Annotated in this window: 16 protein-coding genes; 3 read left to right on the top strand and 13 right to left on the bottom strand. The window is 60.3% G+C overall.

From position 1 onward, the window contains the following. Positions 1–8 precede the first annotated feature (8 nt). The 4 genes from DW171_RS03165 to pyrR form a co-directional block, all read right to left on the bottom strand. Positions 9–776, bottom strand: coding sequence for a dihydroorotate dehydrogenase electron transfer subunit (locus DW171_RS03165; protein ID WP_117800177.1), 768 nt, complete (start codon positions 774–776; stop codon positions 9–11). 116 nt (positions 777–892) lie between these two features. Next, complete coding sequence (locus DW171_RS03160) at positions 893–2,182, bottom strand: dihydroorotase (RefSeq protein WP_118270392.1); 1,290 nt, start codon at positions 2,180–2,182, stop codon at positions 893–895. Beyond that, complete coding sequence (locus DW171_RS03155) at positions 2,166–3,110, bottom strand: aspartate carbamoyltransferase catalytic subunit (RefSeq protein ID WP_035138537.1); 945 nt, start codon at positions 3,108–3,110, stop codon at positions 2,166–2,168. Before DW171_RS03155 ends, DW171_RS03160 begins: the two co-directional genes overlap by 17 nt. A gap of 4 nt (positions 3,111–3,114) precedes the next feature. Further along, positions 3,115–3,699 carry a bifunctional pyr operon transcriptional regulator/uracil phosphoribosyltransferase PyrR gene (gene pyrR, locus DW171_RS03150; RefSeq protein WP_118270391.1) on the bottom strand — a complete coding sequence of 195 codons (585 nt, stop codon included), beginning with the start codon at positions 3,697–3,699 and terminating at the stop codon, positions 3,115–3,117. 451 nt (positions 3,700–4,150) lie between these two features. Between pyrR and rpmB the strand changes: the two genes are divergently transcribed. The 3 genes from rpmB to DW171_RS03135 all read left to right on the top strand — a co-directional run bounded on the left by rpmB (position 4,151) and on the right by DW171_RS03135 (position 8,365). Next, the gene (gene rpmB, locus DW171_RS03145) at positions 4,151–4,339 is read left to right on the top strand and encodes a 50S ribosomal protein L28 (protein WP_022094725.1); all 189 of its coding nucleotides are present in this window, start codon (positions 4,151–4,153) and stop codon (positions 4,337–4,339) included. A 524-nt stretch (positions 4,340–4,863) separates the two neighbouring features. Continuing rightward, on the top strand, positions 4,864–7,512 hold the full coding sequence (gene adhE, locus DW171_RS03140) for a bifunctional acetaldehyde-CoA/alcohol dehydrogenase (protein ID WP_055250041.1): 2,649 nt from the start codon (positions 4,864–4,866) through the stop codon (positions 7,510–7,512). A gap of 88 nt (positions 7,513–7,600) precedes the next feature. Next, positions 7,601–8,365, top strand: a complete 765-nt coding sequence (locus DW171_RS03135) for an aminoglycoside phosphotransferase family protein (RefSeq protein WP_006236119.1) — start codon at positions 7,601–7,603, stop codon at positions 8,363–8,365. A 179-nt stretch (positions 8,366–8,544) separates the two neighbouring features. Here DW171_RS03135 and DW171_RS03130 read toward each other — a convergent pair whose 3' ends face one another. The 9 genes from DW171_RS03130 to tsf form a co-directional block, all read right to left on the bottom strand. Further along, positions 8,545–10,266, bottom strand: a complete 1,722-nt coding sequence (locus DW171_RS03130; protein WP_233539087.1) for a proline--tRNA ligase — start codon at positions 10,264–10,266, stop codon at positions 8,545–8,547. Further along, positions 10,267–11,349 carry a flavodoxin-dependent (E)-4-hydroxy-3-methylbut-2-enyl-diphosphate synthase gene (gene ispG / locus DW171_RS03125; RefSeq protein WP_118270390.1) on the bottom strand — a complete coding sequence of 361 codons (1,083 nt, stop codon included), beginning with the start codon at positions 11,347–11,349 and terminating at the stop codon, positions 10,267–10,269. A gap of 13 nt (positions 11,350–11,362) precedes the next feature. Further along, positions 11,363–12,724, bottom strand: a complete 1,362-nt coding sequence (locus DW171_RS03120; RefSeq protein ID WP_118270389.1) for an RIP metalloprotease — start codon at positions 12,722–12,724, stop codon at positions 11,363–11,365. Between the two features lie 25 nt (positions 12,725–12,749). Further along, positions 12,750–13,937, bottom strand: coding sequence for a 1-deoxy-D-xylulose-5-phosphate reductoisomerase (gene dxr / locus DW171_RS03115; protein WP_118270388.1), 1,188 nt, complete (start codon positions 13,935–13,937; stop codon positions 12,750–12,752). Then, the gene (locus DW171_RS03110; RefSeq protein WP_233539086.1) at positions 13,937–14,851 is read right to left on the bottom strand and encodes a phosphatidate cytidylyltransferase; all 915 of its coding nucleotides are present in this window, start codon (positions 14,849–14,851) and stop codon (positions 13,937–13,939) included. Before DW171_RS03110 ends, dxr begins: the two co-directional genes overlap by 1 nt. 2 nt (positions 14,852–14,853) lie before the next feature. Continuing rightward, on the bottom strand, positions 14,854–15,648 hold the full coding sequence (locus DW171_RS03105; RefSeq protein WP_117629174.1) for an isoprenyl transferase: 795 nt from the start codon (positions 15,646–15,648) through the stop codon (positions 14,854–14,856). A gap of 1 nt (position 15,649) precedes the next feature. Then, positions 15,650–16,186 carry a ribosome recycling factor gene (gene frr / locus DW171_RS03100; protein ID WP_006236112.1) on the bottom strand — a complete coding sequence of 179 codons (537 nt, stop codon included), beginning with the start codon at positions 16,184–16,186 and terminating at the stop codon, positions 15,650–15,652. Positions 16,187–16,188: 2 nt separating this feature from the next. After that, complete coding sequence (gene pyrH / locus DW171_RS03095; protein ID WP_040359955.1) at positions 16,189–16,911, bottom strand: UMP kinase; 723 nt, start codon at positions 16,909–16,911, stop codon at positions 16,189–16,191. 117 nt (positions 16,912–17,028) lie between these two features. Continuing rightward, positions 17,029–17,898: a translation elongation factor Ts gene (gene tsf / locus DW171_RS03090; protein WP_117629173.1), complete on the bottom strand. Its 870-nt coding sequence runs from the start codon at positions 17,896–17,898 to the stop codon at positions 17,029–17,031. Between the last annotated feature and the right edge of the window lie 25 nt (positions 17,899–17,923).

Here is a 17,923-nt window from a genome sequence, read left to right as displayed (position 1 = left end):
GGTACCCACTAGAAGACCACCACCTTGGAAGCATCGAACACGGGGCCGCACATACAAGCACCCTTCATACCGTCGACCGTCTCGACATTGCAGGTGTTGCAGGCGCCAAAGCCGCAGCTCATCATGCGCTCGAGGGACACCTCGCAGTACGCACCGGCCTCGGCGGCAGCGGCGGCGACCTTCTTCATCATGACGGCAGGGCCGCAGCTGGCCACGTAGTCGTAGCCGCCCTCTCCAAGCAGCTCGGCTGCCGGATCGGTGCAAAAACCGTGCGTGCCGAGCGAACCGTCGTCGGTGCACACGTTAACCGTGGCGCCCAGCGCACGGAACTCATCGACACCCACGACTTTGGAAGCGGTGCCGAAGCCCAGGCACACGTCCACATCAACACCCTGCTCGGCAAGCATGCCGGCAAGACACAGCACAGGCGGAACGCCGATGCCACCGGCGACGAGCAGTGCCTTCCTGGTGCCCTCGGGTACCATCCAGCCACGGCCACCGGGGCCCAACAGGTTAGAGGTGGAGCCAGGGCCCATCTGGGACAAACGGCGGGTATCGTCGCCCACGACGGCGTACCACAGCTCGACGGTGCCGGCCTCGGCGTCGGCGCGGTAGAAACTCAAGGGCACACGAAGCAGAGAAGACGCATCGCCGGGGACGGCGATGTTCACAAACTGACCGGGCTTGAGCGCACTTGCAAGCTTGGGGGCCGAGATGACGAGCGAGAAGATGCCGTCGGCGATCTCCCGGTTCGAGACGACCTCGAAGTCGTGCATGCGTGCAGTGGAAGGTGTGGGCATAGACGCTCCAATCCCCCATGCGGTTGCATGGTCTAAACGAACAGAAAGCGCGGCACCGCAAGGGCGCCGCGCACAAAAGCGATAAGGCTATGCTAGCAGATGCAGCCGTCGGCGAGCGTCTGCTTGCCACCGACAAATACATCGGTGGCACGACCGGTGAGCGTGCGGCCGGCAAAACCGGAGTTCTCGGCGCGCGACTCGTAACCGTCCTCGCCAACCGTCCAGGTTGCGGAGGGGTCGAACACGGTCAGGTCGGCGACAGAGCCCGCCTTGACCTGAACCTGATCGAGGCCCAGAATCTCACGCGGCTTGATGGCCATGAGCTCGACCATGCGGCTCACGCTCATCTTGCCCGTGTTGACCAGCTCAGTGAGCACGAGCGACAGCGAAGTCTCGAGGCCAATCATTCCAAAGGGCGCGAGCTCGAACTCGCGGGCCTTCTCCCACGGGGTGTGGGGAGCGTGGTCGGTAACGATAGCGTCGACGGTACCGTCGATGACACCCTGACGGATGGCCCCGGCATCCTCGTCGGTGCGCAGCGGCGGATTGACCTTGAGCGAGGTGTTGTAGGTCTCGTCCAGGTCGTTCTCGGTCAGGAACATGTGGTGCGGGGTGGCCTCGCAGGTCACCTGGACACCGGCAGCCTTACCGGCACGCACGAGCTCCAGGCCATGAGCGGTGGAGATGTGCTGGATGTGCAGCTTGGCACCGGTCAGCTTGGCAATCTCGATGTCGCGGGCAATCTGAAGCTCCTCGCCGGCGGCCGGCCAACCCTCGAGGGCCAGACGGGTCGAGACCTTGCCCTCGTTGATCTGGCCGTGGCCGACCAGATCCTCGTCCTGGCAGTGGCTCATAAAGACCTTGCCGAACATCTTGCCGTAGTCCATGCAGCGACGGAGCATGCCCGCACCCTGCACGCCGCGACCGTCATCGGTGAAGGCGACGGCGCCGTGGGCGACCATATCGCCCATCTCGGACATAGCCTCGCCCTTAAGGCCGCGAGTCATAGCACCAGAAGGATAGACGCGGCAGTGGCCGACCTCGGCAGCGCGGGACTTGACGAACTCAACGACGGTTCCGTTATCGGTAACGGGGTCGGTGTTGGGCATGGCGCACACGCCGGTGAAGCCGCCCTTGGCAGCAGCGCGGGTGCCGCTCTCGATGTCCTCTTTGACCTCGTAGCCAGGCTCGCGCAGATGCACGTGCATATCCACCAGGCCGGGGACGAGATACTTGCCGGAAAGGTCGCGGACCTCGGCTCCCTCGACGGCGAGATTCTCGCCGACCTCGGCGATCTTATCGCCGTCAATCAGGACGTCAACGACACCGTCAAGCTCGACGGACGGATCGACGACGTGGGCATTCTTAAGAAGCAAGGCCATTATCGGCACCTCCAAGCAGCAGATACAGGATAGCCATACGCACGCAGATACCGGCGTAGACCTGCTCCAGGATGACGGAGCGTTGCGGGTGGTCGGCCATATAGGAGTCGAACTCAACGCCGCGGTTGATGGGGCCCGGGTGGCAGATAATCGCATCGGGCTTCATGAGCTTCTCGCGGTCCTTGGTCAGACCGAAGAGCTTGTGGTACTCACGAATCGTGGGGAACGGTGCGCCCTCGAGGCGCTCCTGCTGCACGCGCAACATGTAGACGACGTCCAGCTCGGGCAGGACGGAATCGAGGTCGCTCGTCACGTGGTCGCAGCCCAGGACCTCGGGCGCCGGCGGCAGCAGCGTGCCGGGGGCGACGGCGTAGGTCTCGCAGCCCATGATCTTAAGTGCGGGGATCAGCGAGCCGCACACGCGGGAGTGCGCGATATCGCCGACGACGGCGACCTTCAGGCCGTGGAAGTCACCCTTGTGCTCCCAGATGGTGTACAGGTCGAGCAGGGCCTGCGTGGGATGGTTGTGCTTGCCGTCGCCGGCGCAGATAACGCTCGCGGGCGAGTTCTGCGTGACGATGTAGGGAGCACCGGCGTGCTTATCGCGCACGACGATGCAGTCGATCTTGTAGGCGTTGAGGGTCTCGACGGTGTCGACGAGGCTCTCACCCTTGACCGTGGAGGTCGAGGAGCCGCCAAAGTTGAGGCTGTCGGCCGAAAGACGCTTCTCGGCGAGTTCGAAGGAGCTGCGGGTGCGCGTCGAGGGCTCGTTGAACATGTTGACGATGGTCTTGCCCTTGAGCGTGGGGACCTTCTTGATCGCACGCTCGTTGACCTCGGAGAACGCCTTGGCGGTCTCGAGGATGAGCTTGATGTCCTCTTCGGAGTACTCGGTAATGTCGATCAGGTGCTTATGGTTGAACGCCACGGTACTACTCACCTCCCAGCGGCGCGGAGCCCACGTGGGAACCCGGCGCGACGTCGTTAATCTCGACAGCGGTGCGGCCGTCTACTTCCTTCATATATAGGTGCACGTTCTCCTCATGCGACGAGGGAACGTTCTTGCCGACAAAGTCCGGCAAGATGGGGAGCTCACGGTGACCGCGGTCAACGAGAACTGCCAGCTCGATGCGGCTCGGACGGCCCAGGTCCATAACGGCGTCCAGAGCGGCGCGGATAGTACGGCCCGTATACAGGATGTCGTCCACCAGCACGACGCGCTTGCCGTCGACGCTGAAGGGAATGTTGGTAGCGTGGATCGCGGGAGCGAAATTGGTCGCATAGTCATCGCGGTAGAAGCTGATGTCCAGGCTGCCGAGCGGAACGTCGACGCCCTCGATCTCCTTGATCTCCTCGGCGAGCTTCTTTGCCAGAAGGTCGCCGCGCGTGACGATGCCGACCAGAGCGAGGTCTTCACAGCCCTCGTTGCGCTCGAGGATCTCGTGCGCGATGCGGGTCATCGCTCGATTGACGGCGGTCTCGTCCATGATGACCGCCTTGGGGGAAGTCGTGCCCATCGATCTCCTTCCTCACATGTCTTGACTGCTGACACAGTCAAAAAAATAGATGCCCGACCGCTTAAAGCGGACCAGACACCCACAGGAAGGGCTGCTCTTTGGCAGCTATGTAATTCCATGTGGGTATCTCGTACCCCTTTAATGGTCAAGGGATAGTGTAGCCAACCTCGAGCTTAATTGCGAGCATAAATACAGAGCAATCCGTAAACGTGCGCAGGCGCTCCATAAACCTATATATATTTGTGGGACGAGCTTGAAAACACACGCACGAGCTGGCATAATCCCCTCTGCTGCACGCAAATCGGATCTACGTCCAGGGCCGTAGCGTGTGCACTATCGCCAAAAGAGAAATATCTCTGTGTAGATTACGCACAGGGAGCTGCTTCTGTGCTATAGTTCAGGCTTGTTTGTTAACGCGACATGTTCGTTTGTCGCCCAAGGAGGGTCAGTTATGTCCAAAGTTTGCGAAGTTTGCGGTAAGCACCCCGTTGCCGGTCGCTCCATCAGCCACTCTCACCGCGTCACCAACCGTAAGTTCCGCCCCAACATCCAGCGCGTCTACGTCGTCGTCGATGGTCACCGTCGCAAGATGAACGTTTGCTCCACCTGCCTCAAGTCCGGCAAGGTTGCGCGCTCCTAAATAAGGTCTTACCAACAAGTACCTCGGACTCTCCGGGTCAAAGACCTCGCGTTCACATAGAACTTACCAAAGGCGTTCTCCCCTACGGAGGGCGCCTTTTTTGCACTCATTGGGGACAGACTTACATGAGTGTTTGCAGATGTCAAAGGAATCATAGCCCAGCTGATATGCCTTGAAGCTTGACCAGCGGTACGCATCGAGCGAGTCGAGCGCGCCTTTCACAGGATTGAGATGGATATAATCGAGCAACTGGACCGCCTGCGTGTCCGACTCGACCGCGACCCGCGAATAGCGATTGTCAAACAGGTGCCCCGTTCTCCCCGTTTTCCCATTGAAATACTCATATAAGTCTGTCCCCAATGAGCGGGGCGATGCGGCAAACGGAAAGTTAAAAGTTATAGTTGAAGCGTTTCAGTTAATTGAAGCGTTTTAGTGTGCCTTTTACGGGAATCTTACCGTTTACCGAATTATTTCTTGCTATCATGCAAGGCGTAGGGTAAATCTCCGATCGCAAGGAGACACAAATGGTGAAAAAGTCACCGGAAAACACTACTCCCGCAATTGTGGACAACGTAGAGGCGCTTGAGGCTAAGCTCGCTCAGATGCGAGAGGCCCAGGCGCTTTTTGCTACGTACACGCAGGAGCAGGTCGACAAGATCTTCTATGAGGCCGCCATGGCCGCCAACAAGGCTCGTATCCCGTTGGCGAAGATGGCCATCGAGGAGACCGGCCGCGGCGTTCTTGAGGACAAGGTCATCAAGAACCACTACGCCGCAGAGTACATCTACAACGCTTACAAGAACACCAAGACCTGTGGCGTTCTGGAGCGCGACGAGGCCTACGGCATCACCAAGATCGCCGAGCCCATCGGCATCGTGGGCGCCGTCATCCCGACGACCAACCCCACCTCCACCGCGATCTTCAAGACGCTGATCAGCCTGAAGACCCGCAACGCCATCATCATCTCCCCGCACCCGGCTGCCGCCAAGTGCACCATCGCCGCCGCCAAGCTCGTGCTTGACGCCGCCGTCAAGGCCGGCGCGCCCGAGGGCATCATCGGCTGGGTCGATGTCCCCTCCATCGAGCTGACCAACATGGTCATGCGCGACGTCGACATCATCCTCGCCACCGGTGGCCCGGGCATGGTCAAGGCCGCTTACTCCTCGGGCAAGCCCGCCCTGGGCGTTGGCGCCGGTAACACCCCGGTCGTCATCGACGACACCGCCGACGTGCTGCTCGCCGTCAACTCCATCATCCACTCCAAGACCTTCGACAACGGCATGATCTGCGCTTCCGAGCAGTCCGTGACCGTCATCGACACCATCTATGACCAGGTCAAGGCCGAGTTCCAGAAGCGCGGCTGCTACTTCGTCAAGCAGGGTGCCGAGATGGAGGCCCTGCGTGCCGCGATGTTCAAGAACGGCGCTCTCGACCACCGCATCCCCGGCATGGCTGCCGCCAAGATCGCCGAGCTCGCCGGCATCGAGGTTCCCGCCAAGACCAAGATTCTGATCGCCGAGGTCACCTCCACCGACCCCGCCAAGGAGGAGTTCTCCCACGAGAAGCTCTCCCCGGTCCTGGCCATGTACCACGCCAAGGACTTCCAGGAGGCCGTCGACAAGGCCGAGCACCTGGTGCTCGCCGGTGGCCCGGGCCACACCGCCTCTCTGTATGTGCACCCCGCCCAGGCCGAGAAGATCAGCCTGTTCGAGCACGTCATGAAGGCCTGCCGTATCGTCATCAACACCCCGTCCTCGCACGGCGGCATCGGTGACCTGTACAACTTTGGCATGAAGCCGTCTCTGACCCTGGGCTGCGGCTCCTGGGGCGGCAACTCCGTCTCCGAGAACGTTGGGGTGAAGCACTTGATCAACGTTAAGACTGTGGCCGAGCGCCGTGAGAACATGCTGTGGTTCCGCGCTCCCGAGAAGGTCTACTTCAAGAAGGGTTCCACGCCCGTCGCCCTCGACGAGCTCGGTACCGTCATGGGCAAGAAGCGCGCCTTCATCGTCACCGACCAGTTCCTCTTCAAGAATGGCAACACCCGCGCTATCGAGGCCAAGCTCGACGAGATGGGCATCGCCCACGACTGCTTCTACGACGTCGAGCCCGATCCGTCGCTGCAGTGCGCACGTCGCGGCGCCAAGCAGATGGCCCTCTTTGAGCCTGACGTGATCATCGCCGTCGGCGGTGGCTCCGCTATGGACGCCGGCAAGATCATGTGGATGATGTACGAGCACCCCGAGTGCAAGTTTGAGGACATGGCCATGGACTTCATGGACATCCGCAAGCGTATCTTCACCTTCCCCGAGATGGGCAAGAAGGCCTACTTCGTCGCCGTCCCGACCTCTTCGGGCACCGGTTCCGAGTGCACGCCGTTCGCCATCATCACCGACAAGGAGACCGGCATCAAGTGGCCGCTCGCCGACTACGCGCTGCTCCCCAACATGGCTATCGTTGACGCCGACAACTGCATGACTGCCCCGCGCGGCCTGACCGCTGCCTCCGGCATCGACGTCATGACCCACGCCATCGAGTCCTACGTCTCCATCATGGCTTCCGACTACACCAAGGGCCTCTCCGAGCGCGCTGCCAAGCTCGTCTTTGAGAACCTGCCCTCCAGCTTCACGAACGGCGCCAAGGACCCGCATGCCCGCGAGGAGATGCACAACGCCTCCTGCATGGCCGGTATGGCCTTCGCCAACGCCTTCCTGGGCCTCAACCACTCCATGGCCCACAAGCTCGGCGCCTTCCATCACCTGCCCCACGGCCTCGCCAACGCCGTCATCCTGACCCGCGTCATGCGCTACAACGCCGCCGAGGCTCCCGTCAAGATGGGTACCTTCTCCCAGTATCCTTACCCCAACGCGCTGCACAACTACGCCGAGATGGCCAAGTACTGCGGCATCGAGGGCAAGGACGACAAGGAGGTCTTCGAGAACTTCATCACGAAGCTCGAGGAGCTCAAGGACTTCATCGGCGTCAAGAAGACCATCGCCGACTACGGTGTCGACGAGCAGTACTTCCTCGACACCCTCGACGAGATGACCGAGCAGGCATTCAACGACCAGTGCACCGGCGCTAACCCGCGCTACCCGCTCATGAGCGAGATCAAGGAGCTCTACCTGGACGCCTACTACGGCCGCGAGCCTCAGGACTACGCCGTCTGCTAGTTTTAGCACGGTTTTTAACGGCGGGGGTGCACGGGTGTTTCACACACCCCCGCCGTCGCTTCTATCGCATCGTTGAAAGGATGCAACCATGCTGCTACCCGATTCCAAGACCGAGCTCGTCCGCCGTGGCAACAAGGTCGTTTACGACCTGGGCGACAAGATCGTCAAGGTCTTTAACGAGACCAAGCCCGTCTCCGACGTGTTCAACGAGGCTTTGAATCTTGCCCGCATCAATGAGTGCGGCATCCGCAGCCCCAAGGCGCTCGAGGTTTCCCAGCTCGAGAATGCCAACGGCTGGGCGCTCGTGACCGAGAAGGTTCCGGGCACCACCCTTGCCGAGAAGATGACTGCCGAGCCCCAGCGCTTTGGTGAGTACCTCGAGATGTTCGTCGACCTCCAGATCGAGATCCACGGCTACACCTCCCCGCTGCTCAACCGTCAGCGCGACAAGTTCGCCCGCATGATCGACAGCCTCGATCAGCTCAATGCCACCACGCGCTACAACCTTCAGGAGCGTCTGGACGGCATGACCAAGGAGTTCAAGGTCTGCCACGGCGACTTCAACCCCTCTAACGTCATCGTCGGCGACGACGGCCAGCTGTATGTCTGCGACTGGGCACACGCCACCCAGGGCTCCCCTGCTGCCGACGTTGCCACCACCTACCTACTCTTCGCCCTCAACAGCAAGGATCAGGCTGAGGCCTACCTGGAGCTCTACTGCGACCGCGCCGACATGCCCATGCAGGTCGTGCGTCAGTGGACGAGCATCGTCGCCGCTTCCGAGCTCGCTCGTAAGCGCAACGTGAACGATGAGTTCCTTAAGAACTGGATCGACGTCGTCGATTATCAGTAATATCTGAGCGATTTATTTCGCATCGGAGGCACAAAGGAAAACCCCGCAGTTCATTAGGGCTGTGGGGTTTTCCTTTTAGATATCGAGGATGCCACAAGATAAAAGGACGGCCCCACATCTCCCCGATCTGGAGAAATGCGGGGCCGTCCCGTATTTCGAACTACATGCGAAATCGCCGATTAACGGCGGGCAGCCTTCACCAGCTCGGCAACCTTGGCGACGATCTCGTCAATCGCCACGTCCTCGCGATCGCCCGTGGCACGGTCCTTGAGCTCAACGGTGCCATTCTTAAGACCGCGCTTGCCCAGAACTACCTGATACGGGAAGCCCATAAGGTCGTTATCGGCAAACTTAAAGCCGGGACGCTCATCGCGGTCGTCAACGACGACCTCGATACCCTCGGCGCACAGGCCCTCGACGATTTGGTCGCAAACGGTAGCGCACTCCTCCTTCTTGGGGTCAAGCGGAATCACCGCGACCTCGTACGGGGCAACGGAGACCGGCCAGACGATGCCGTGCTCGTCGTTGTGCTGCTCCACGACGGCAGCGAGCGAGCGGGACACGCCAACGCCGTAGCAACCCATGATGAGCGGCTTCTCCTTGCCGTCCTCGTCCATAAAGGTGGCACCCATGGCCTCGGAATACTTGGTGCCCAGCTGGAAGACCTGGGAGACCTCGATACCGCGAGCAGCAGAGAGCGGCTTGCCGCAGTGCGGGCAGGGATCGCCGGCAACGACGGTAACCAGGTCGACCCACTCGTCAACGGTAAAGTCACGCTCGGGGCAGGCGCCGGTAAAGTGATAGTCAACCTCGTTGGCGCCGCAGGCCCACTGCTTAGACTCACGCAGGCTTTCGTCGCAAACCAGACGAATACCCTCGGGCAGGTTAACCGGTCCGATAAAGCCCTTATGCAGACCGTAGGTCTGGAGCTCCTCGTCGGTCATCATGCGATAACCCTTGCCAAAGACATGCTCGGCCTTGCAATCGTTGAGCTCGTGGTCGCCCGGGACAATAGCCACGACCGGCTTACCCTCGGCGTCGATGAGCGCCAGCGACTTTCGCGTACCATTCTCGGGGAAACCGAAGAACTTGGCGACGGCCTCAATGGTGCCCATGCCCGGAGTCTCGACCTTGGTGAGCGTACCGTCGCCGGGGCCCCCAGTCACGACGACCTTGGTGCTTGCCGCCTCGTCATCGGCAGCAAAGCCGCAATCGTCGCAGTAGACCAGCGAAGCCTCACCGGCGTCGGCCAAAGCCATGTACTCGACGGAGGTATCGCCACCGATCTCGCCGGAGTCGGCGACAACGGGCAGAGCCTTGATGTAGCAGCGCTCGCAAATGTTGGCATAGGCCTGCTTCATCTTGTCGTACTCCTCCTGCAGGCTCTCCTGCGTAGCAGAGAAGCTGTAGGCGTCCTTCATGATGAACTCGCGACCGCGCATCAGGCCAAAACGGGGACGGAACTCGTCGCGGAACTTATCCTGGATGTGATAAAGGTTCACTGGCAGCTGCTTGTAGGAACGCAACTCATTGCGCACCAGGGCAGTCACGGTCTCCTCGTGCGTGGGTCCGAGCACAAACTCGCGGCCGTGGCGGTCATCAAAGCGCACAAGCTCCTTGCCATAGGCATCGATACGGCCGGACTCACGCCACAGCTCGGCATCGACCATGATGGGCATCATGAGCTCCTGAGCACCGGCAGCATCCATCTCGTCGCGCACGATGTTCTCGATCTTGCGGATCGAGCGCCAAGCGAGCGGCAGATAGGAATACAGGCCGGCGGCCTCCTTGCGGATCATGCCAGCGCGAAGCAGCAGACGGTGGCTCGCTAGCTCGGCATCCGCCGGATCCTCTTTGAGCGTCGGCGCATAGAGCTTAGACATATACATTGCTCGGGTCATTTATTTCTCCTCAATAAGTTTGTCGACCTCGGCCATAAGCGCGTCGACAATTTGATCCTCAGCTACTTTACCAATGATCTGGCCATGCGAAAAGAGCAGGCCCTGACCACGTCCGCAGGCAACACCCAGGTCGGCGTCAGATGCCTCTCCGGGGCCGTTGACCGCACATCCCATCACGGCGATCGAAAGCGGCGCGGAATAGTTCTTAAGCCGCTCGGTGACCTCCTCGGCGATGGGAATCAGGTTAACCTGGCAGCGGGCGCACGTGGGGCACGAGACAATCTCGGGACCACGGCGACGCAGGCCCAGCGACTGTAGAATTCCCCAGGCGACCGGCGGCTCCTCAACCGGATCGGCCGTGAGCGACACACGCATGGTGTCACCGATGCCTTCGGAAAGCAAGATACCCAAGCCTACAGAGCTCTTGATGGTGCCCTGAAGCTTGGTCCCCGCCTCCGTCACGCCCAGGTGGAGCGGAACATGCGGTATCTCGCGCGACAGGGCGCGATAGGTATCAAGTGTCGTCTGTACGCTATGGGCCTTGGCGGATAGCACGATGTTGGTAAACCCACGGTCCTCAAAGTGCCGCACAAAGCGTTCGCTCGACATCACGAGCTTTTCGGGCTGCGTGAGGTCGTCGCGCTCGGCAATATCTTGCTCAAGCGAGCCCGCGTTCACGCCAATGCGAATCGCACAGCCCGAGGCACCCGCAGCATCGATCACCGCGTCAACCTTGGCCCAATCGCCGATATTGCCGGGATTGATGCGCAGCTTGGCGGCACCGGCCTCAACGGCACCAATGGCGAGCTTATGGTTAAAGTGGATATCGGCGACAATCGGCACCGGAGACTCGACACAGATGGTGCGGAAGCCCTCAAGCGCGGCCTCGGAGGGCACGCTCACGCGCACGATATCGCAGCCAGCCTGCGCCAACGCGCACACTTGCGCAAGCGTTGCCTGGGCATCAGCGGTATCGGTGCAGGTCATAGATTGGACCACCACCGGCGCGCCGCCACCGATCTGCACGCCGCCCACATGCACGGGGCGCGTCAGCTCGCGAGGCAAAGGATGGGATAAAGACAATCCAAACACTCCCCTACAGAATAAATCGAAGGATGTCGGAACGAAGCATATAGACAAACAGCAGCGCAAAGAGCGCGATGCCCACATAGCTCACAATCGTCTGGACCTTGAGCGGAAGCTCGCGGCCCGCAATCTTTTGAATGATCTCGATGACTAGCTTGCCGCCATCGAGTGGCGGGATGGGCAGCAGGTTCATAAAGCCAAGCGAGAATGAAATGAGGGCGGCAAACGAAAGGAACGTGGCAGGGCCGGCAGCAGCAGCCTGTGAGGACATAACGCTAATACCCACGATCGAAGAGGACTGATCGAGAATCTCCATCGTATGCTGCGGCTGGAGCAGGCGCATCACGCCCTCCGCTGTCTGCACAACATAGGAGAACGACAGGCGAGCCGACGTGATGGGGTCTAAACGGACCACCTGCGTAGATGCATACACACCTAGGCGATCGTCCTCTTTGAGCGCAACCGTGGTCGAATGCTGCTTGCCGTCACGCTCGTACTCAATGGCGATATCGTCCTTACCGGCAGCCTTGCCGATGGCATCGTAAACGTCCATCCAGGTAGAGCACGATACTCCGTCGACCGAAAGAATCGCGTCGCCGCCCTCGATTCCCGCCGAGGCGGCAATCGAGCCTTCGTCAACCTGGCCAATCACATTGGTATCCACCGGCACGGTGACACCTGCGATGGAATAGATGCTCATAAGGAGCAAAAAACCCGTCAGGATATTGACGATAATGCCCGCAAGCAGCATAAAGGCACGCTTGACAAAGCCCTGGCCCAAATAGGTGTGCGAGCGCTCTTGCGCAAGGAACTCGGCCTCGCCGCACGGCAGCTCCCACACATCGCCCTCGGCAGTCGCATGTTCGCGATCGAAACGGCGACCATCAAAGGTGGTATAGCCTGCCGTGTCTCGCGGCAACGTCTGATATTTGGTGGGATAGTAGCTCGGCGAGGGCTTCTCCCCTTCCTCATACCAGGGCGCGATGGAGCCCCAGCCCAGCAAAAGGGCGCATGCCTCGAGCACAACCTCCTCGGAAAGCTCGAGCTCGACAGCAAGGTCGGCCACGGTCACGCGACCATGACGATAGATAGCCGCGAGCACGCGATCGGCGCACGAGACATCGGTCGGATCCATACCGCAGATGGCAGCGTAGCCACCCAGCAGCAGCGGGGTCACGCCAAACTTGGTTCCAATGCGACGCGACGTGTAATGGATGTCAAAGCGGCACGGCAGACCCAAAAAGAACTCGGTCACACGGACGCCGCAGGCACGCGCCGCCAAAAAGTGGCCGCCCTCGTGCAAAAACACGAGGACGGAAAGCATCAGCAGGCCCCAAAAGACCGATGAGAGAACGCTCAGAACAGTATCCATAAAACGAAAAAGCAATCCTTATGGGTTAGGAACGGGTTGCGGCGAGCACCTGCGCAGCCTTTTCACGCGCCCACGCATCGATGTCGCGAAGCTGCTCAAACGAATCGACCGCCTGCATATCGTGGGCGTCCATGCAGGATTCCACAATGCGATCGATATCGGTAAAGCTGCAGCCATCGTGCAGGAAGGCATCGACGGCGACCTCGTTGGCGGCATTGAGCACGCACGGCATGGTGCCACCCATCTTGCCGGCGCGCTCGGCCAGTGCCAGACAGCGGAAGGTATCCATGTCGGCAGCATCAAACGTGAGCTGCCCCAGCTCGCGGAAATCGATACGAGGCGCCGGAGTATCCCAACGCTCGGGATACGAGAACGCGAACTGGATGGGAATACGCATGTCGGATGCACCGAGATGCGCCATCACGGAGCCGTCGGCGAACTCGACCATAGAGTGAATCTTGGACTGACGCTGCACGACCACGTTAATGAAATCGAGGTCGCAGTTAAACAGATGCATGGCCTCAATGCGCTCCAGGCCCTTGTTCATGAGGGTAGCGGAGTCAATGGTGATCTTGGCACCCATGGCCCACGTGGGATGCGCGAGGGCATCGGCACGCGTCACGCGATCGAGCTCGTCGCGCGTGCGGCCAAAGAACGGACCGCCCGAGCAGGTGAGCCAAATGCAGTGGGCCTCGCGCGGGTTCTCCCCCAGATAGCACTGGTAGATGGCGGAATGCTCAGAGTCGACCGGAATAAGCTGGCCCGGTTGTGCCAACGGCATAAGCAAGTCGCCACCGACGACGAGGGACTCCTTGTTGGCAAGGGCAAGGCGCTTATTCGAGGTCAAGGCCGCATGGCTCGCCTCGAGACCGGCGGCGCCCACAATAGCGACGAGCACGCAGTCGACATCGTCGCGACGCGCGAGCTCGCAAACCGCCTGCGCGCCAACGCCGAGCTTCGTTCCCTCGGGCAACTCCTGCAGCACGGCGTCATCGCCATGAGCGGCATCGGCCACGGCAACCGCCGGAACCGAGAACTCGCGGGCAGCGGCAACGAGCTCGGAGGTACTGGAGTTAACGGACAGCGCCGTCACCTGCAGGCGATCGGCATGCTGGCGGCACACATCGAGCGCTTGGGTGCCGATAGAGCCCGTACAACCCAGGATGGCAACGCGAAGGCGTCCATCGGGGCCATACGTCGTCTGGAAGGACATTACAGCACGCCTCCGATCATCAGCAACAGCTGCGCGGTAATGCAGCCGAAGATAAGCGAATCGCTACGATCGAGCATTCCGCCGTGGCCCGGGATAAGGTTGCCGGAATCCTTGACGCCCACACCGCGCTTGATGCGCGACTCGATAAGGTCGCCGATAACGCCCAGAATGGACACGACCACGCCACACAGCAGCGCATAGGGCAGGCTGAGCTTGTAGAAGTGCGTCGCCCACAGGATGAGCCAAATCAAACCCGAGCCCAGGATGCCGCCGGCAAACCCCTCCCAGCTCTTTTTGGGAGAGATCTTGGGAACCATCTTGTGCTTGCCGATACGGCTACCCACGATGTAGGCAAACGAATCGGAGACCCAAAGGGACGCGCAAACGCCCACTGAAAGCAGGGCGCCGGCAAAACCGGGCACGGCATCGCGCAGCAGCACGATAGCTGACAGCATAAAGCCAGTGTAGATGGGACCCATGAGCGTCACGGCCACATCAGAGATGCGGGTACGCGGCGACCAGACATACCAAATGCCCACAGCGAGCATCAGGGCAAAAAGCAGGGCATTCAGCAACATCGAATCGCCCAACGCCGACAGCGGAAAGAGTACGGCGGCAGCGATACCCATGCGCTCGTTAGCCATCTTGCCATCGAGCCTCGTCATACGGAAAAACTCATAGCAGCACAGACCGCTCATGACAGAAACAAAGATGGCCGTGGGGACGATACCCAAAACCAGGCACAGGATAAAGACAACGGCGTAGACGATACCGGCGGCGGCGCGGGTGATAAAGCCAGCCAGCCACGAACCGGTGCCGTTCTTTGCTGCAGGCGCTCCCGCAGCGGCAGCTTTGCGCGCAGGCGCCGCGGAAACTGGCGTCTTGGGAGCAGATGCCTTGGGACGATCGGACACGATTAAGCCTCCTCGGTCTTGCTCAGTCCACCAAACCTACGGTCACGGCCCTGATAGGCCAAAATGGCGTCGACAAGGCCCCAGCGATCAAAGTCGGGCCAATAGGTATCGGTGACGTAGAACTCGGAATAAGCCACCTGCCACAGCAGATAGTTCGAAAGGCGCAGCTCACCAGAGGTGCGAATCACAAGCTCAGGATCGGGAAGACCGGCGGTATAGAGGTGGGATGCCACCATGTCGTCATCAATTGCGGCAGGATCGATCTTACCGGCGGCAGCGTCGACTGCGATCTGACGGACAGCGCGGGTAATCTCGGCACGCGCGCCGTAGTTGACGGCAAGCGCCAGCGTCATACCGGTGTGATCGGCGCACTCGGCAAGACCGCGTTCAAAAACGTCGCGGGTCTTCTTGGGCAGCGCGGAAATGTCACCCAAAAAGACAACGCGCACGTTTTCGCGCTTCAGAAGCGGCAGCTCGTCGATAAACGTCTTGGCAAACAGATGCATCAAGACGTTGACCTCATGCTGCGGGCGGTTCCAGTTTTCGGTAGAAAACGCATAGGCAGAAAGCACGTCGACGCCCAGACGCACGCAGGCAGTAATGATCTCGCGAAGGGAGACGATACCCGCCTTGTGGCCCTCAGTGCGTGCAAGACCGCGCGACGTGGCCCAACGACCGTTGCCGTCCATGATGCACGAGATATGGTGCGGAATGTTATTGAGGTCAAGGTCGGAAAAACCGACGCCCGCAGGGGCGTCGGCAAAGTACTCGACCAGTTTATGCTCGTCGTATTGCACCTTAGATCTCCATGACCTCGGCTTCTTTTTCCTTCAGAAGCTCCTCGACCTTGGCGACATACTCATCGGTGTGCTTCTGGACCTTGGCCTGCTCGCGACGGACATCGTCCTCGGTGAGCTCCTCATCGCGCTCGAGCTTATTGTTGAAGTCGCGACGGATGTTACGGATAGACACCTTGGCCTGCTCGGCGTACTCACGGCACTCCTTGACGAGCTCGCGACGGCGCTCCTCAGTGGGGGCCGGGAACGGCAGACGAACGACGGTGCCATCGGAGTTGGGGGTAATGCCCAGATCGGAAGCGCCGATGGCCTTGACGATAGCGTTGATGAGGGCCTTGTCCCACGGCTCGATGAGCAGCATGTGAGCCTCGGGGGTCTTGACGGCGGCAACCTGCGTGACCGGCGTGGGGACACCGTAATAATCGACGGTGATGTCGGACAGAATGTTGGCGTTGGCGCGACCGGTACGGACCTTGGAGAAGTTATGCTTGAGGGACTCGAGCGACTTGTCCATATGGGCGGTGATGTTCTCTGCCATGCTTAATCCTCCTGATAGACGAGCGTGCCGACGGGTTCACCCGCGAGCGCGCGTTTGACGGTGTCCTCGCCATCGATGTTGAGGACCAAAATAGGCATACGGTTATCCTGGCACAGGGCCGTAGCTGTGGAATCCATAACCTGCAGGCCGCGAACGAGAACCTCGTGATACGTAATCTTGTCAAAACGGACGGCATCGGCGCACTTGACGGGATCCTTGTCGTAGATGCCGTCAACCTTGGTGGCTTTAATCAGAATCTCGGCGCCGATCTCGCACGCACGAAGAGCCGCGGCGGTGTCGGTCGTAAAGTACGGATTACCCGAACCGGCGGCAAAAATAACGACGTTGCCCTTGGAAAGGTGGTTGATAGCGCGACGGCGAATATAGGGCTCGCAGATCTCGTTCATCTGGATAGCGCTCATCACGCGGCAGGGAACATCGTTATGCTCGAAGGCATCCTGCAGGGCGAGCGCGTTCATAACGGTTGCCAGCATGCCCATGTAGTCGGCCTGAGCACGCTCCATGCCACCGGCAGCGCCTGCCATGCCGCGGAAAATATTGCCGCCGCCGACAACGACGCCGACCTCATGGCCAACGGCGAGCAGCTCCTTGACCTGCTTAGCAAGATGGTCGGTAACCTTGGGGTCAATGCCATATTGGCCGTCGCCCATCAGTGCTTCGCCGGAAAGCTTAAGAAGCACGCGTTTATATCGGATGTCGGACAAAGCGATCCTCCTTTAATTAGACTCTCAATATGATATCAAAGGCTCTGATAAGAGCCATGAAAAAGCAGGCTGTGAGTAAAACCCACAGCCTGCTCATTACCAGCTACAAGAGCTTATTTACTCGCCACGGACCAGACGGTCAAAGGCAACGACGGTAATGGTGTCGCCGAGCTCCTTGGAGACCTGCTCAGCGTACTTCTTGATGGTGAGGGAGCTGTCCTTGATGAACTCCTGCTCGGTGAGCACGGACTGCTTGTAGAACTTCTCCAGACGACCAACAGCCATCTTCTCCTGGATAGCCTCGGGCTTGCCGGACTCGGCAGCCTGGGCCATGTAGATCTGCTTCTCGTGCTCGACGGTCTCGGCCGGAACCTGATCGCGGGTGGCGCAGATCGGTGCGACGGCGGCAACCTGAAGGGCAACGTCGTGAGCGAAGGTCTTGAAGGACTCAGCCTGAGCGGTCTCGGCCTTCTCGAAGGCGAACTCGACGAGGACGCCGATCTTACCACCCATGTGGATGTAAGAAGCGAGCGCGCCGCTTTCGGCCTTGCGGGCAGCGAAGCGGGAGATCTTCATGTTCTCGCCCATGATGTGAATCATCTCGGTGAGCTCGGAGGAAACGGTCTCCTCGCCCATCGGCTTCTCGAGCAGAGCGTCGACGTCAGCAGGCTCGGTGGTAGCGACAACCTCAGCGACCTTGGAAGCAAAGCCAGTGAACTTGGCGTTGGAGCCAACGAAGTCGGTCTCGCAGGAGAGCTCGAGCAGAGCGCCGGTCTTGCCATCCTCGGAGACGAATGCGGCGACAGCGCCCTCGTTGGTCTCACGGCCAGCCTTCTTGGCAGCCTTGGCAAGGCCGTTCTTACGCAGAACGTCGACAGCGGCGTCCATGTCGCCGTCAGCCTCGACGAGAGCCTTCTTGCACTCCATCATCGGGGAGTCGGTCATCTCGCGGAGCTGCTTGACCATAGCGGCGGTAATCTGGGCCATTGTGGTTCCTTTCAAAGAGATGAAA

It is taken from the genome of Collinsella sp. AM15-2 (assembly GCF_003471985.1).
Classification (GTDB): Bacteria; Actinomycetota; Coriobacteriia; order Coriobacteriales; family Coriobacteriaceae; genus Collinsella.
Note: the sequence above shows the minus strand (reverse complement) of the source record. Positions and strands in the feature narration are given on the sequence as shown.